This is a genomic window from Chryseobacterium foetidum (assembly GCF_025457425.1).
Lineage (GTDB): Bacteria > Bacteroidota > Bacteroidia > Flavobacteriales > Weeksellaceae > Chryseobacterium > Chryseobacterium foetidum.
The window spans coordinates 184,314-200,419 of sequence record NZ_JAMXIA010000002.1 but is presented as its reverse complement, the minus strand read 5'-3'; the positions used below and the strand labels follow the sequence as shown (position 1 = coordinate 200,419).

Annotated in this window: 17 protein-coding genes; 11 read left to right on the top strand and 6 right to left on the bottom strand. The window is 35.3% G+C overall.

What is annotated here, in order from left to right; all coding sequences use genetic code 11:
• Positions 1 to 33: 33 nt before the first annotated feature.
• Genes NG809_RS18225 through NG809_RS18210 form a run of 4 tightly spaced genes read left to right on the top strand, consistent with a single transcriptional unit; the run spans position 34 to position 1,623 of the window.
• Positions 34 to 600, top strand: coding sequence for a serine integrase family protein (locus NG809_RS18225; RefSeq protein ID WP_262152761.1), 567 nt, complete (start codon positions 34 to 36; stop codon positions 598 to 600).
• A 56-nt stretch (positions 601 to 656) separates the two neighbouring features.
• Entirely contained in the window at positions 657 to 956 is a 300-nt protein-coding gene (locus tag NG809_RS18220; protein WP_262152760.1) for a hypothetical protein, read from the top strand.
• A 23-nt stretch (positions 957 to 979) separates the two neighbouring features.
• Positions 980 to 1,225, top strand: a complete 246-nt coding sequence (locus NG809_RS18215) for a hypothetical protein (RefSeq protein WP_262152759.1) — start codon at positions 980 to 982, stop codon at positions 1,223 to 1,225.
• An 8-nt stretch (positions 1,226 to 1,233) separates the two neighbouring features.
• Complete coding sequence (locus tag NG809_RS18210) at positions 1,234 to 1,623, top strand: hypothetical protein (protein ID WP_262152758.1); 390 nt, start codon at positions 1,234 to 1,236, stop codon at positions 1,621 to 1,623.
• 332 nt (positions 1,624 to 1,955) lie between these two features.
• Here the strand turns inward: NG809_RS18210 and NG809_RS18205 are convergent, their stop codons facing one another.
• The 3 genes from NG809_RS18205 to NG809_RS18195 all read right to left on the bottom strand — a co-directional run bounded on the left by NG809_RS18205 (position 1,956) and on the right by NG809_RS18195 (position 5,597).
• Positions 1,956 to 3,080: a catalase family protein gene (locus NG809_RS18205; protein ID WP_262152757.1), complete on the bottom strand. Its 1,125-nt coding sequence runs from the start codon at positions 3,078 to 3,080 to the stop codon at positions 1,956 to 1,958.
• 119 nt (positions 3,081 to 3,199) lie between these two features.
• Positions 3,200 to 4,315, bottom strand: coding sequence for an alpha/beta hydrolase (locus NG809_RS18200; protein WP_262152756.1), 1,116 nt, complete (start codon positions 4,313 to 4,315; stop codon positions 3,200 to 3,202).
• A gap of 277 nt (positions 4,316 to 4,592) precedes the next feature.
• On the bottom strand, positions 4,593 to 5,597 hold the full coding sequence (locus tag NG809_RS18195) for an SDR family oxidoreductase (protein ID WP_262152755.1): 1,005 nt from the start codon (positions 5,595 to 5,597) through the stop codon (positions 4,593 to 4,595).
• Positions 5,598 to 5,745: 148 nt separating this feature from the next.
• On the opposite strand from NG809_RS18195, the gene NG809_RS18190 reads away from it, so the two are divergent.
• The 7 genes from NG809_RS18190 (at position 5,746) to NG809_RS18160 (ending at position 11,549) form a co-directional block, all read left to right on the top strand.
• A complete protein-coding gene (locus NG809_RS18190) occupies positions 5,746 to 6,342 on the top strand; it encodes a Crp/Fnr family transcriptional regulator (protein WP_262152754.1) in 597 nt (198 codons plus the stop codon).
• Between the two features lie 65 nt (positions 6,343 to 6,407).
• Entirely contained in the window at positions 6,408 to 7,100 is a 693-nt protein-coding gene (locus NG809_RS18185) for a helix-turn-helix transcriptional regulator (RefSeq protein ID WP_262152753.1), read from the top strand.
• A gap of 72 nt (positions 7,101 to 7,172) precedes the next feature.
• Positions 7,173 to 7,565 (top strand): RidA family protein, encoded by a 393-nt coding sequence (locus NG809_RS18180; protein WP_262152752.1) that lies wholly within the window; start codon positions 7,173 to 7,175, stop codon positions 7,563 to 7,565.
• Positions 7,566 to 7,810: 245 nt separating this feature from the next.
• Positions 7,811 to 8,143: a hypothetical protein gene (locus NG809_RS18175; protein WP_262152751.1), complete on the top strand. Its 333-nt coding sequence runs from the start codon at positions 7,811 to 7,813 to the stop codon at positions 8,141 to 8,143.
• 543 nt (positions 8,144 to 8,686) lie between these two features.
• Positions 8,687 to 9,517: an MbnP family protein gene (locus NG809_RS18170; protein WP_262152750.1), complete on the top strand. Its 831-nt coding sequence runs from the start codon at positions 8,687 to 8,689 to the stop codon at positions 9,515 to 9,517.
• Positions 9,510 to 10,583 (top strand): cytochrome-c peroxidase, encoded by a 1,074-nt coding sequence (locus NG809_RS18165; protein WP_262152749.1) that lies wholly within the window; start codon positions 9,510 to 9,512, stop codon positions 10,581 to 10,583. The genes NG809_RS18170 and NG809_RS18165 overlap by 8 nt, the downstream gene beginning before the upstream one ends.
• 12 nt (positions 10,584 to 10,595) lie before the next feature.
• Positions 10,596 to 11,549, top strand: coding sequence for a transporter (locus NG809_RS18160; protein WP_262152748.1), 954 nt, complete (start codon positions 10,596 to 10,598; stop codon positions 11,547 to 11,549).
• Positions 11,550 to 11,680: 131 nt separating this feature from the next.
• Here NG809_RS18160 and NG809_RS18155 read toward each other — a convergent pair whose 3' ends face one another.
• From NG809_RS18155 to NG809_RS18145, 3 genes are all read right to left on the bottom strand, one after another.
• Positions 11,681 to 12,268 carry a Crp/Fnr family transcriptional regulator gene (locus tag NG809_RS18155; protein ID WP_262152746.1) on the bottom strand — a complete coding sequence of 196 codons (588 nt, stop codon included), beginning with the start codon at positions 12,266 to 12,268 and terminating at the stop codon, positions 11,681 to 11,683.
• Between the two features lie 530 nt (positions 12,269 to 12,798).
• Positions 12,799 to 13,155: a response regulator transcription factor gene (locus NG809_RS18150; RefSeq protein WP_262152745.1), complete on the bottom strand. Its 357-nt coding sequence runs from the start codon at positions 13,153 to 13,155 to the stop codon at positions 12,799 to 12,801.
• Between the two features lie 81 nt (positions 13,156 to 13,236).
• Positions 13,237 to 15,978: a PAS domain-containing protein gene (locus NG809_RS18145; protein WP_262152744.1), complete on the bottom strand. Its 2,742-nt coding sequence runs from the start codon at positions 15,976 to 15,978 to the stop codon at positions 13,237 to 13,239.
• Positions 15,979 to 16,106 lie beyond the last annotated feature (128 nt).

Below are 16,106 nucleotides of genomic sequence, written 5' to 3'. Positions count from 1 at the left end.
TTTTGAATTATTTATTGCTAGAATTATATAAGTTTGTCTCAAAAAACGATTTTTTGTGTGTTAGCAGAACATGAGAGAAATGTTTTAATTGAACGAACGAACGCCGGATTGAAGTCAGCAAGAGCAAGAGGTAAAAATGGTGGAAGACCAAAAGGGATGACTGAAAAGTATACTAAAATTGCTCCTGTAGTCAGAGCTTCATATGATGCTAAAAAGTTACCTATAGAGGGAATTATGAAAGCTTTCAACATTGGAAGTAAAACAACATTCTATAAAATTATACATTCTCAAAAAAGAAAGAATATGGAACAAAAAAGATATTTTGAAGAAGATTTTAACGATTTTGTTAAAGAAATAATAGATAATAAAAGATTTAGCGATTCTAAAGAGGAAGGGATAGCATCATTAGTTATTGACAAAGGTTTTGATTCATTGACAGATAAACAAAAATTTGTTTTTGAAAAAGCAATTAGTTATTTTGTTTATGATAAATGTAGTAGGTGTCCTAATGATATTCCGTGGAGTGAAATGTCAGCAGCAGAGGATAATGGTGGAATGTGTAGTTGGTGTCAACAGTTAACCGGACATGAAAAAGATTAAAAACTAACTATAAAAAGAGTAATATTAAAGCTAAAATATCAAAAAGCGAAATAAAAATGAAATCAAAACAAGTAGTAATAACAATTAAAGAGCACGCATACTCATTTTTTGTAGGTGCTATTCCAGGACATAATCGCACAACAAAGGAGCCCGGTTTTTTAGCATGTTGGTTTCCTGCTAAAGATGGAACCCCAACCAATATGAGTGAAGGTAAAACTCTTGCAGATATTTTGTTTGCAACCGAAGATATTGCAATTAAAGAAGGTGAGAAAATTCTAAAGGCTAAAATTAAAGCTGATTTTCTTAAGTTTAAACAACAGAAAGCTGCGCAACAAAAGGCGAACAAAAAAAAGTAAATATTAATTTCGAAAAACAATTCATGAAATATAATTGTCAAATTTTAAACGAAACAAAAGCTGTTGTGCAAATTGTTCCTGAAACTGATATAGAGAAATTATTATTAAATCAAATGGATAAAGACAATCCTGATCAGTATACGCTTGGCTATCATTATGGAAAAGCATTAGAACTTAAAAATCGATACGCTGTTTTGTTAGCTATAGATAATTTTCAAACTTTTCCAACTAAAGCGATCATATCTTATGATGTAGCAAAAGGTATTTAATCAATCTCATGAAAAAGTTAATAATCTTTATCTTTATTTTGATTGCACACACTTCATTTGCTCAAACTACGTCTGAAGCACCTGTTCAAAATATTTCTACAGATAATAATGTAGTGTATAGGCTTTTTTCTACACGAAATATGTACACGTTTATTAAATTAGATACAAGGAACGGTCAGATGTGGCAAGTTCAGTGGGATACAAAAAGCAATCAATTAGAAACTTCTTTATCTTTAGTATACCTTGTTTCTGAGGAAGATGAAAAAAATGGTAGATTTTTTCTTCATCCAACGACCAACATGTATAATTTTATACTAATTGACCAAATTGATGGTCGAGTATGGCAAGTTCAATGGTCTAATAATGCTAAGGAGAGAATGGTTGTCCCTATTAAATAATTTTAGCATTGACCTTAAAGTCTCAAAAAAACGATTAAATTTTTATGCTGGCGTTCTCTTCGGTTTAATAGATAAAAATTTAGATGTTATCACTATCCGAATTTAACAGCTACAGACGCAAATGTATTAAAATTTAGTTTAGATAATGGTTTTCCAGGATTTATTATTGAGGCACATAGAAAGTATAAACTTGAATTTTAGTGATACACAAGACGACAAAAACTCCTTTTGACTTTATATTTTGATCAGGAAAACTTTAAACGGCGTGAATTAGTTTAATAAAAAAAGAAATCCAAACTACTTAGGATTTCTTTTTTGTTAGATTGCGTACATTAATCAGGCAACTCATCTATGCTGATAGGCTCCACGCGTGGAGATGAATTCATATGATGACGGTATTTGGATGAAGTTTCGTATGCAAGTTTTCTAACCCTCATGATATTGCCGAGAGGTCTATGCTCCGGGAGGCAATGAAATGGATTGAAACTTAAAACATCATCACCATATACTCGCCGGGCAGGACTGAATGTATCCTGCGGATGAATAGTCAAACTGGCAATACCCTGAAATGGGCTGTCTTCTTCCATCCATTGAACGGAGCCGTCCTCAACCGGCATTTTCTCAATATCTGTACACAGCTGTGCAGACAATTCGTAAACAGCAGTCTGATTTTCAAAAAAGTTTTTTACAATAGTAGTCAGAAAACTTTCGGGTTCATTTTTTATTAAATCTTCATCCATATCTTTTCCATGTAATGATGCAACATTCTCTGATTTGGGAGCGATAGAAATTTTAGCGACGTAATCTCCGTACCGTATTGCAGCCATACTGAAATAGCGGTCACCTAAAATATGCGATCCGGGTATGCTGAAATGATTGGGATCTTCTTCTTTTCCAATTAAATTTTTAATTTTTCGTCCTGCAACAAGCATCGCACCCTGAACACTCTGGAAAAGCTCAGGAGTGTTAATATGTTCTTCGACTTTTTTCTGCTGATCAAGATAATCTTTAACTGTTCCTGTTGGGATGATCGGGTAATTGACTAAAAGAAAATCCTGAGTCAGAGCATCCTTATCTTCGGCTAAAAACTTTTCGCCCTCCACACCGATTATTTTAATGGCCATTCCACGCTGAGAAGATTTTTTGTCTGGTTCTATCATTCCCGGTGCAGTGGAGAAACGGATGATTACAGGATATTTCCGCGGTTCTTTAAAAAGACCCTGAGCTAGGTGTTCCGGCAGATTATCATAGATTTCCAGTTCTCCGCGAAGAATTCCATGATTTTTGGCATGAGCATCACGCACGGCATGACGATAACTTTCAAACATTATTTTATTAACTCTCGCCATAGATTCTACCACGGCGCGGCTTTCTTCATCTTCGTTGGGTTGCATTACTTCGATCTCGTCTGAATATCTTACATAATTTTCAATGTCATCTTTTTCTTGCTTATTCATAATATAAATTGATTTGGAATGTTGAATTTACTTGTAATAATTATATCTTATTCTAAAAATAAATCCCCAGTTTGATCATGGGGATTTTATACTTTCAAATTTTAAATGCAGATGTAATATTATTTAAGAGCTGCTGTCAGTTGTTCAGCAGCATAGGCCTGAGCTTCTTTTGCCTGAGGTACTACTATGGCCATTCCGTAGAATTCGTGAGTTACACCGTCGTAATTTTTGCTGTTCACCTTTACTCCTGCAGCAGAAAGCTTTTCAGCCAACATTGTTCCGTCGTCATGCAACGGATCGATTTCTGCAGTAATAATCGTTGTTGGAGGAAGGCCTGCCAAATTAGCATTTACGAGAGAAATTCTTGGATCTTTGGCTTCAGTCATGTTATTCAGGTAATGTTTTGTGAACCATTCCATCATGGGTTTGTTCAGAGGTTTTGCAGCAGCATATTTGGTATATGACGCTGTATTCATATGAGACTGTGCAATCGGATAGACAAGAACTTGATGTAGAGGGATCATAATCTTTTTGTCTCTGGCCATTATAGAAACATTGGCGGCAAGATTTCCTCCGGCACTTTCACCGACGACTGCTATTTTTTTAGCATCACCTTTAATTGTCGCGGCATTTTTAACTACCCATTCATAAGCAGCAAAAGCATCATTATGTGCTGTAGGAAATTTATTTTCCGGAGCTAAACGGTAAGCAACAGATACCACTACTGACTCTGTTTGTTCTGCCAATCCCTGCGCCGACGCGTTGTATACATCAAGATCTGCAATAACGAAACCTCCGCCATGGTAGTAAACGATGATAGGGTATGATGCTTTACCGGTTTTTGGAGTATAAATTCTGGCGTGAATTTTACCTCCTGCAACATTTATATTTACTCCTGTCGTATCAACCTTTGGTGCTGGAACTGCGATATTGTTTTCTTTTACCAGATCCATAACCGCATCGGTAGGTGTATGGTTTTTTCGGGCTTCTTCCGGAGTAAGGGTTTCAATGGGTTTGTCGCCATAGCTTGCCAGCTTTTCCATGACAGCCTGCATTTCGGGCTTGATTGTTTTTCCCCACCCGGGTGCGCCTCCTGTCGGTTTCAATGAAGAAACATTTGTAGAATCTGCAGACTTGGGATCGAATGAATGAGTTGATTCATTTTTTTTTGAGCATGATAATGCAAGGGTCAACGCACATGCTGCTAATGACCATTTAATCAATTTGTTGTTCATATTAGATAATTTTGTGATTGCAAAAAAAATTATCTAATAATATGCCAATAATAATTTCAATAAGTGCCTGTGATACAAATAAACGACTATATTGAATTTTTAACCTTATCGGTTGTATCGAATACAATGACTAAATTGCATGAATAATAGATGACCCAATATTCAGCTTATTAATTCATTTAAGACATTTAAACTAATCTGGACAGTTAAATAAATCATTCGCTAAGTAAAAGACTGCCTCCGGAGAGACAGTCTTATATTTTACAGATGTTTTAAATTAAGGCTGACCATTTCCCCCGGCCGAACCATAAATCTGTCCTGTTGCAAAACTAGCATCATTAGCTGCGAGTTGCACAAAAATAGAAGCAAGTTCAGCAGGCTGACCAGGCCTTCCTAATGGAGTGTCTCCACCAAATTTTTCTAAATTTTCCTGAGTTTGTCCACCGCTCACCTGCAAAGGCGTCCATACAGGTCCTGGTGCAACACCATTTACTCGAATTCCTTTTGGTCCTAATTGTTTAGCCAACGATTTCACATAGTTTGTTGTTGCAGCCTTAGTTTGAGCATAATCATAAAGATCTGCTGATGGATCGTATGCCTGAACTGAAGATAGCCCTATTATACTTGAGCCTGGTTTCATATGGGGTAAGGCAGCCTTTGTAATCCAAAAGGGTGCGTACATATTTGTTTTAATAGTCCAGTCAAATTCTTCTGTGGATATATCCAATATTGACTCTTTACTTTTTTGATGTCCCGCATTGTTGACCAATATATCTAATCCCTCTAGTTGTTCTACAGCCTTTTCCACTAATTTTTTGCAAAATTCTTCAGTTCTTATGTCTCCCGGAATTGCAATACCTTTACGACCTTCTTTTTTAATAAGTGCAATCACTTCTTTAGCATCTTCCTCTTCTGCAGGTAGATAGTTGATTGCCACATCAGCTCCTTCCCTTGCATAAGCAATTGCAGCTGCCCTGCCAATACCGGAATCACCTCCTGTTATCAATGCTTTTCTTCCAGCTAGCCTCCCAGAACCTACATATGTTTTTTCACCGTGATCCGGAACAGGAGTCATTTTACCACCTATTCCTGGGAATGGCTGGGTTTGGCGTTTAAAGGGTGGCTTAAAATATTTTTTAGTGGGATCAGTAAGATCTGGAGATTGAGCATTTTTTGTTTTTGAGGATGGTGACTGTGCTAAGCTAGTGGGTGCAACTGCGACCACAGCAAGTGTTGTTGCTATTTTCCCAATAGCGTTACGTCTTGTAATTTGGTTTTCCATAATATTTATATTTGGTGTATTAAATGCTATAAGGATACAAATGATATGCCTGTATCTTTCTCCAATTTTAAATCAGTACTCAACCAATCTCATATAGATATTGTCACATTAATATATTTTTTTTTACTTTAGAATGTATTTTTAATATATGGTTATTTCGGAAGACATTTTATTTGAAAACGGAGCAGAGGTTAGATCTTATTCCGAAAATGAGATTATTTTTAGTGAAGGTACTCTGACAAAAAAATATTTTCAAATTCTGGAAGAAACTGTAAAAATTAATAATACCTTCGATGATGGAAAGGAATTTGTGCACGGATTTCCTTTTAAAGGTCATTGTATTGGAGAGTCATATTTGTATACTGATACACCATATGGAATTGGTGCAACAGCTTTGGCAACATCTGAAATCATAATCTTAACGAAATCGCAATATTATTTCACTTTGATACAAAAAAAACCTGAAATTATCTTAGATGTGAATCGCTATACTGCAGAACGTCTTCATTTCAGATATTTGATTTCCTCATTCTTAAGTGTTAAAGATCCGGTGATTAAAATTCAAAAACTACTTGATCATTTAAAGAATTATTTTGGTCATACAGAACCGTACAGTTTTCAAGTTCCTTATACCAGATATCAGCTGGCTACTCTTACAGGACTTAGGTTAGAAACTATAATTAGAATAATAAAGAAAATGCAGTCGTTAAAAATATTGAAAATTGAACACAGTAAAATTTACTAGTAGTTTAATGAATGTCTCAAAAAACGATATTATTGACATAAATGATTTTAATATAGAATTATACAATGAATGATAATAATACTAAGCGTCTTTCAAGGCTTGCAGCAATTATCACACAACTTCAGACAACAAGACTTGTAACAGCCACAAACCTTGCTGAAAGGTTTAGCGTAAGCATAAGAACAATTTACCGAGATATCAGAGCGTTGGAACAGGCTGGAGTTCCTGTATTGACTGAAGAGGGCAAAGGTTATTATATGATGGAAGGCTATAGGATTCCTCCTCTTATGTTCACAGAAAACCAAGCGAATGCACTAATTCTTGCTGAACAATTGGTGTTAAAAAACAAAGATCAATCTTTTGTCAAAGATTATTGTGAGGCAATTGATAAAATCAAAGCAATCTTAAGAGACTCTGGGAAAGATAAGGTTAATCTATTGGGTGAGCGAACACGCTTTGCTCAAAATGTCAACAGGGAACGGAATAGCAATAATATCTCTGAACTACAGTATGCATTAACTAATTTTTTGTTAATCAGTATTGACTACATGAACAAAGAGGATTTATCATCAAATCGTATCGTAGAGCCATTTGCCTTAGTCAGTACGACCGAAAACTGGCTGCTCATTGCGTGGTGCCGTTTAAGAAAAGAATTTAGGTATTTTCGTTTAGACAGAATATCAAAAATGGTTGTTATGACAGAGAAATTTGAGCCACACAAGATGACTTTGCAGGAATATTTTGATAAATTTAATTAACTTTTTTCACCTCTGACATAGGGCTGTCACAAGTGCATTTTACCTTTGTCGCTCACAAATAAAAGTAATAAAATGCAGAAAACATCATTTGACCCTTGGGCTTGGGGTAAAAACACAAATTCAGTACAAGCGGTAGAAGTTAAGCAATCAGAAGGAACTTTGTATTGTTCGGGACAAGTAGCAATCAATTCGAATGGTATTCCTAGTTCTGAAGATATGAGAAGTCAGTTAGTACAGACAATTGCTAATTTGGAGCAGCTTATCAGTAAATCAGGTTATGAGTGTAAGAATATTGTTAGATTAAATGTTTTTACAACTAACACTAATGATTTTTTTAATACCTGTATGGACATTTATGTACCGTTTTTGATGAAACATGGTATACAGCAGGCAACGACATTACTGGAAGTAAAAGGTCTTTTTGCAACCTTGACCGTGGAGCTTGAAGCCACCGTAGTTAAGTAATTAGCTTGAGTTCGTTTTAGGTGTACGTTAAGAACAGCAAACCGTCATCTACCTTATTACGGTAGGTGACGGTTTTTTTTGTTAAAATATGGTTAGGCAACCATAATCTTGCCTTTCCTGAAATAATCTCAAAAAACGATTAATTATTCTATTCAGAACTATGTCATATATCATTTTTAACCTCGCGAAAAAAAAGTAAATTTGCTTCTGTGAAATTTATTATTTCAATTTTCTTAGTTGTTCAAATGATAATACGCCCTGTATTACCTTTTATTTCTTATGCAGTAAATTACGACTACATAACAAAAGAACTTTGTGAGAATAAAGATAAACCGGAATTGCTTTGTAAAGGTAAATGTTATCTTACTAAAGAACTGGCAAAGACAGCACAGGGACAGGTGAACAAAAGCAGTCAGAAAATTAATCTAAATTCAATTGACGTATTTGTTATTATTGAAGAGTTCAATGACAGCTTTACTTTAATTTCACAACTTCTTCGAGAAAATATCAGTGTATTTAATACTGACTCTTACAATTCAATCATCTACAATAAACTTTTCCGTCCGCCATCAGTATAATTCTTTATCCGAAAAGAACAGAATATAAACTTATACTAACATTAAAATGAAATTGAACATTTTATTGACATGATCGTTTACAATGTCAGTAGTTTTTGTTGGTGCGAAAACAAAACCGAGAACTGCGGGAATGTGAAACATGTTAAAGTAGTAAATACTTTAGATCCCATCTACAAAATGAAGGCTTCAATGTCTTTATCGAATACTGCGGTTTAAAAAAGCAAATCTTACGGATCATACAGTAGCTTCTTCAAATCAGCATTCAAAAAGGATACTGTAAAATATTTAAAGTAGCTCCTTTCTTTAACAATTACGGAGTGCCATGTTTCAAACATTAAATTGTCTGAAGATATATCTGCGCCTTCAAAATTGATGAGTACAAGATAATTTAGTGAGGTATTGCATCAATTCTCTTTTTATCATCCGATCGAAACAAGAATTATTAGAATCATTAAAAAGTAATCTCCGGTACAGCATCCTACTCAATTAACATTTATAACAATTATTCTAAAATTAAATTTTAACAAGCAAATATTTATCAAAATGAAAATTTACAAATTCTTATCCTTATTTTTTATCGCCATAACCATATTGACAGTAACCTCCTGTAGAAGCGATGATGATGAAAATAATATCGCAGACCTAACAACGGGGAAACTTCAGGTTAAATTTGAGAATGGTTTCAATAACTTAGGAAACATTGTTCTTAATCAAACAATACAAACTTCTTCCAACGGACAAAAGCACCAGTTTTCAACACTTAAGTATGTAATAAGTAACATCACGTTAATCGATGAGAACGGCGTTGAGTTCAAATACAACTATAACAATCCTGACAAAGGAGCATTTATTATCGATCAGGCGGAGGCAGTTGCAGGGATCAATTACATCAACCTTACAGAAATTCCGAAGAACAATTACAAAAAAATCAGAATTGGTTTAGGTGTAAGTCAAACCGCTTATCTGATCGGACAAGACGGACAAGGAATCTTTTGGCAAAAAGCTAAAACTGCCGGGATGGCTTGGTCTTGGGCTGCAGGATATATTTTTACTAAGTTTGAAGGAAAATATGGAACATCCTCTCCAACAACTGAATTTATGAACCACTGTGGGAATATGGGGAATGTAAACGCTAACAACACAGCGGATCTTTACCGTGAAATTACTCTTGATTTACCTACAACAGCAAGAGTAACAAAAGAGATTACGCCTTCAATCCATATTCTGGCAGACCTTAATCAATACCTAAGCGGTCAGACAGCATTGTCCTTGGATAATACCAACAATATGGCAATGGGGTCAAATCAATATTTGGTTAACGTTACCAACAACATTACCAAAATGTTTAAAGTAGATCACGTACACAATGACTAATATAGATATCAAATCTATAAGAGGGTTTTCAAACCCTCTTTGGATTTTCTTTTTTTGTGCTGTTGTGACATTTTCCTCATGTTCAGATGACGTGATTGAACCGATCGAAAAAGATGAAGCTTACAATCTTCAAACGCCATCCGGTTTTCCTAAGATGACATTTGATGTGACAGGGAATCCTATTACCATTAATGGAATTGCTTTAGGAAAAAAACTGTTTTATGAAGGAAAACTATCAAGAAACAATACGATTTCATGTGGTTTCTGCCATATTCAGGAGTATGCGTTTACGCATCACGGTCATAACGTAAGTCATGGAATCGATGACAGACTGGGAATCAGAAATGCACCACCCGTTCAGAACATGGCATTTCTTTCACGCTTTACCTGGGACGGCGTAGGACACAGTTTGGATGAAAGATCTTTGGTTGCCATTACAGATATCAATGAAATGGACAGTTCACTTCCTGAAGCGGTTGGAAAACTAAGTGCAGATTCAAACTATAAAAAAATGTTTAGAGCTGCATTTGGTGACGAAAATATTACCGGAGAAAGAATATTGAAAGCTATTTCTCAATTTATGGCTACAATGGTTTCAGCAGATTCTAAATATGACCAGGTAAAAAAAGGACAGGCCGTATTTACAAGTGAAGAAACACAAGGTTCAGCATTATTTCAGGACAAATGCGCCTCTTGTCATAGCGGTGAACTCTTTACAGATGAAAGTTTCAGGAATACCGGAATGTACTACAACTCCCAATATGATGACAGAGGTAGATACAGGGTTACTTTAGACTGGAATGAAAATATGAAATTTAGAGTTCCGAGCCTTAGAAACATTAAACATACTGCTCCGTACATGCACGACGGTCGCTTTTATACACTTGATGCTGTCATGAATTTTTATTCGGAAAATGTTGAAAATCAACCGAATCTTGATCCTTTATTAAAACAAAACGGTCACATCGGTATACCAATGAACATGCAAGAAAAGCAATATATTATCGCTTTCTTAAAAACTTTAAGTGATAAAAACTTTATCACAAATCCAAAATTTGCAGAGTAATAAATATTTAAAATGACGAAGTTAATTTTTGTGCTTATCAATCTGTTTATATTCACATTCTTTCAGGCAAGAAATGAAAGTTACAGTTTATATATACCACATGAGGGAGTGAATGGTTTTACTCAGTATAAATATTTTTGTGATGCTTGTGGGTGTGCTGCCGGAAACGGGTCATCGGGTTTTGAATCCTTATTAAATCCTCAGTTCATTGGTGTCAAATACTTTAGTCAGCACTACAAGGCTAAAGAAAACCTCTTTACAGATCAACTGACCCAAGATCAGTATTTCAATACCATTCAGATTTGGGGAAAAATCCCTGTCACTGAAAAGCTGAGCGTTTACGCAAGTATTCCTTATCATTTCCACAATAAAAAAACCATACAGGGAGATATTAAAATTGATGGCATTGGTGATGCCAATGTGATGGGGATTTATAAATTTGTAAGTTCAAAAGACTCTGCTCATGAACTAAACGGAGGTATAGGTGTTAAGGTTCCTATTGGAAAATTTGATGAGAAAGGTATTACCGGAACCAATCCCAGTTTTCAGTTGGGTACTGGAAGCTGGGATTATCAGATGGTTTTGAATTACCGCTATCAAAAAAATAAAGTTGCTGTTCTTTTCAATACCGATTATACCATCAAGACTGAAAACAAAAAACATTATCAGTTCGGAAATCAATGGAATTACTCGGCAACCGGCTTTTACCGTATATGGCAGAATGAGAATAGCGTAATTTCCGGGAAACTGGGATTACAGGGAGAAGTTTATGACTGGAATAAACAATTTAGAGAAGTAATGCCTCGTACTGCGGGAAGCGCAATATATGGAAAGCTCGGTTTTGAAACATCTTACAAAAAATTCAGTTTGGGAAGTGAACTTATGCTTCCAACTTATACAAATCTAGCAAGTGGTGATATTGAAGCTAAATTTAGATTTAGTGTCTTTGTTAACTTTGGTTTGTAACCATTACAATACCAGATTCTCAAATATTGTGTAATCTGGTATTTTGTTTAACTTGTACAGAATCTTTATGATTTGATTTAAAAGTCTCAAAAAATGATAGAAATAGAAAGTTAAACAATTTTGATCCTAAATTAAAAATAAATTTTTCCTTTTATAATGCCCAAAAGTCGTTTCTCTTCCAGACGCAGTACTATGCGAATAACTGTTTCTGTTCTCAAACCTGTTAATGAACCAATTTGTTTTCTTGTATAGGGGATCAAGGTAACTTTATTATTGTTCTCGTTTTTTAAATATGAAAAATATGCTAAGACTGCAATTTCCGGATCTTTCTGTGAAATAGCTTTCATCATTAAATTGTAATAATTCGCAGATTTGCAGTAAGATTTAAATAGATTTTCTGCACATTCCTTGCACTCGTTTAAAAGCATCATCAGTCTGCTTAGTTTTAGTCTGATTATGGTACTGGGTTGTAATGCTTCCGAATTCACAGTATACAACTGTGTTGAAAAGAAATAAGATTCTCCAATACAATTACCGTCTTTTAAAAAACACAGTACAATTTCTTTGTTTAGGCTTAATCTGTTAAATAATTTTATAGATCCTGTAACTAACTGATAGTAGTAATAAGGTGTTTCTCCCTCCTTGAAAATAGAATCTCCGATTTGGAGATCTAGATATTCTGCTCCATACGATAACAATATTTTTTCATTTATAACCATACTTCTTATTTTCAGATGTTGTTTTTGCAAAGAAATTATTACTTTCAGATGAAGGTATCGATTTAAATGTCAACAGTTAGATGAGCAGGATCATAGTATAGAAAGTATACTTTATTTCATCGCTAATTGTAGAACAAAAAAGAACAGTGAATGGTTTTATCTGTACAAATTATAACATTATGAATGAAAAATAGATTAATATTTCTGGATTGAAAATGAACGGTTGAATTATGAGGTACTGATTAGCAGTAAAAAAAATTAAGTTTAATACTCTTGTAAAAATAGACTATCTTCCAACGACGGGTTTATTTACATTATTTGATTCAATATTTGTCAGAAATATTGAATTGATAGATACGACACAGAAGTTTCACCAAAATAATAAGCTGGGTAAAGGAATAAACTCTAGCGTATTCATCCGCTGTATGATGCGCAGACCCCTAAAATAGATCATTGACTATTAAATAGGTTAATCCTGTTCAGAATTAGGAAAAATTAGCGTCTAATCTGTTGTATCAATTAACTCCTATCTACTTTATGATTCTGTCAATTCTTGAAAGCAGATTATCAATGTCAAAAGGTTTTGAAATAAAATCATCTGGCTTACACAGATTGCTCAATTCACTTAGTTTAGCATGAGCGCTCATTATGATAATGGGAACTCCATCGTTATCCTGATTGCTTCTTATCTCCTGGCAGAGTTCTATACCTGATCCATCTGGCAGCATAACATCAAATAGGTAGAGATCAGGTGTGATGTCCGTATCTCGTGATTTAAATTCCTCGACATTTCCGAAGGTTTTTACCGAATAATTCTCAGATGATAAAAAAACCTCCAGCACTTCCCTAATAGCCTGATCATCTTCGACTAAAAATATTTCTCTCATGGTTTTAGATAAGCAAAATCAGAACCACAACGAGTTCAGATTCCGTTGATTGATATTGTTTTGAAAAAGGAGATTATATAATTAGTTGTATTTTTCAATAGGAAGAGTAAACCAAAATTCACAACCTTGACCAATCTCACTGTCAACTCCAATTTTCCCACCATGATTTTTTATAATATTGGCACTAATAAATAAACCTAAGCCAAGACCTGTAAATTTTTGACCCTGATAATTGGTGCGGTAATAACGCTCAAAAAGATGGGTCAGTTTCTCTTTAGGAATTCCCGGCCCGTAATCTATCACGCTTATTTTTATTTCCTCATCATTAATTTTTTTAGCCTTTATAACAATTTTTGCCGAGTCAGGGGCATATTTGATAGCATTGTTTATGAAGTTCACCATCACTTGTCCGATCTGTTGATTGTCCGCAGTTACAACCTGATTTGTATCACCTTCCAAAATAATTTCATGACTTGAACTATCAACCAGACCTGAGCAACAATCATCAAACAATTCTGATATTGAAAAAGAGTTTTTTTCCAGTTTCAAATGTCCCTGTTCAATTCTGCTGGTGTCAAGCAGGTCAGATATCAGATGCGATAATTTTTCTAAACTTTTGTGGGACTGATCCAGTAACCTTCCTCTGGTTTCTCCGGAAAGCTTTTCGTGCGATCGCTGCAGTAATTGAATGGTAGCTTTTAAAGCAGTAACAGGTGTTTTCAATTCATGGCTTGCAATACTAATAAAATCGTCTTTCCCCTGTGTGATCATCCTTCTTGTCGTAACATCCATAAATGTCCCTATACCTCCTGAAATATTTCCCTCCATGTCAAATATCGGTGCAGCATTAATTGATATATAAAATCTTTCCCTGTCGGGTGGCTGCACACAAATTTCGTAATCGAAAACAGGTTTTCCCGTAGCAAACATTATAGACATGGGATGTTCCTCTGAAGGAAGAGGAGAACCGTCAAGTCTTAGGTTCTGCCATTGCGGATCATCATATTTTCTGTCTTTAATTGTACTTTCACTAAGACCTAATATCTGTTGTGCCATCGGATTGGCATATACCAGCTGACCGGTTGCATCTGTCACACCCACACCTTCAGCCATGGTTTCAAGAATCCCATGCAAGCGTTGTTCACTGTTTCTAATAGTCTCTTCCAAAGCAATTTTTTCTGCTATAGTTTGCTCTTTCTCCTGTATTGCCAGCACTTGTGGCGTTACTTCCACTGCCATATCAATAACACCTGTAACTTTACCATTTTCTATGTACGGAGTATAGGTAAAATTAAAAAAACCGCTATCTGACTTTCCTCCCCGGTTAATTGTCACAGGATGAGAATAATCCAAACGGGTTACACCTTTCAGATAAGATTCCACCAGCATATTGGCTGCGTGCTGTCCCTTGAGTTCAGGAAGTTCATCAAAGAGTGGTTTTCCAACTATTGATGCATCCTTGCCTATAAGTTTGAGCATAGAAATATTTATCATCGTAACAACAAAATCATCACCCTTTACAAGCATCATTGCAACGGGAGCCTGAGCAATCAAATTCCTAAAACTTGTTTCACTGTCAGAAAGTTTTTCATTCAGTTTGAGAATAGTATTATTTAGTGTAAGCAGTTCATTATGTCTTTGTTCCAAAAACTTATTAAAGTTATCCGAAGTTATTAGATCATCTTTAATTTCCTGATTGTCAAATAGCAAATCAGTGTTTTCTTTCCGGAGCTGATTATTCAATAAATGAATTTGTTCATTTGCCAATTCCAATTGATCATTAGTTGCCATGTATTCTTCATTCAGTGCACCCAGCTCTTCATTACTGCTTTGTATTTCCTCATTGAGAACAGTGAGTTCTTCTGTATACTCCTGCAATTTAATTTCCCTGTCTTCAAGTTCTGTTCTTGTTTTTACTTTTTCAGTGACATCTATCAGAGTTGCAATTACTGAATCAACCTGAAGCTTATCATTGATCAATGGTTGTAAGGTGATGTCAATATATCTTCTTTCCGGCTGATCAGTTAAGTACGAATCGTAAACTATTTCTCTGACAGATACCTTCTGCCCTGACGAATAAACCAGATTCAGCTGATCAGAAAAAGCCTGACCTTTGAGCAATGGGAAAGCTTCAAGAAGAGGTTTTCCAAGAAGTGCCTTTTCAGAATAACCCCAAATGGACAGCATTTGAGGGTTGGCAGTTTCAACAATCATCTCCCGGCCTTTCAGTAATGCAAGACCTACCGGTGTTGTTCGTACGAGTTCCTGCATCCTGTTTTCAGTATATTCAAGCTTACGTAGTGTTTCTTCCAGTAAAATGTTTGTCTCATTGAGTTCTTCATTTGTTGAATGATACTCTTCATTTGCGGCAGCAAGCTCTTCGTTGACCTGCTGCTCACGCTCCTCTTTTTCACGTACAATCTGCCAGGCTTTCACCCTGTCGGTAACATCTGCAGTAGTGTGGAGAATACAGTAAACCTCACCTTGATCATTCATTATAGGTTTGTAAACAAAATCAAAATAAGATGTAACCATCTTGCCATTGATTTCGAGTGTTGCAGGCATATCCCTGGCTTGATACATTTCTCCATTATCCCATACATTTTTTAAAAGTTGCGGAAAAGGCTGCCCCTGAAGCTCCGGCAAAGCTTCTGCAATCGGCTTTCTGAGAACGGACTGATCTTTACCCCAAATACTAAGCATTGCGTCATTTGCCAGCTGTATAGTGATATCCGATCCTGTATAAATAGCTGTTGCATCACCAGATTGTTTCAGGATTTCAAGAAGTGCTTCGGTCCCCAAAGCAGTAAAAAAATTAGTCATAAATAATAAAGGAAAAAATTTAAGTAAAGATTACAGACATGAATTTAGTTACTTTAGCCCAATAAATCTGCACAAATTTATAAAATATGGATACTAAAGTGAACTTTTAATATCATTTTATTCAGTAC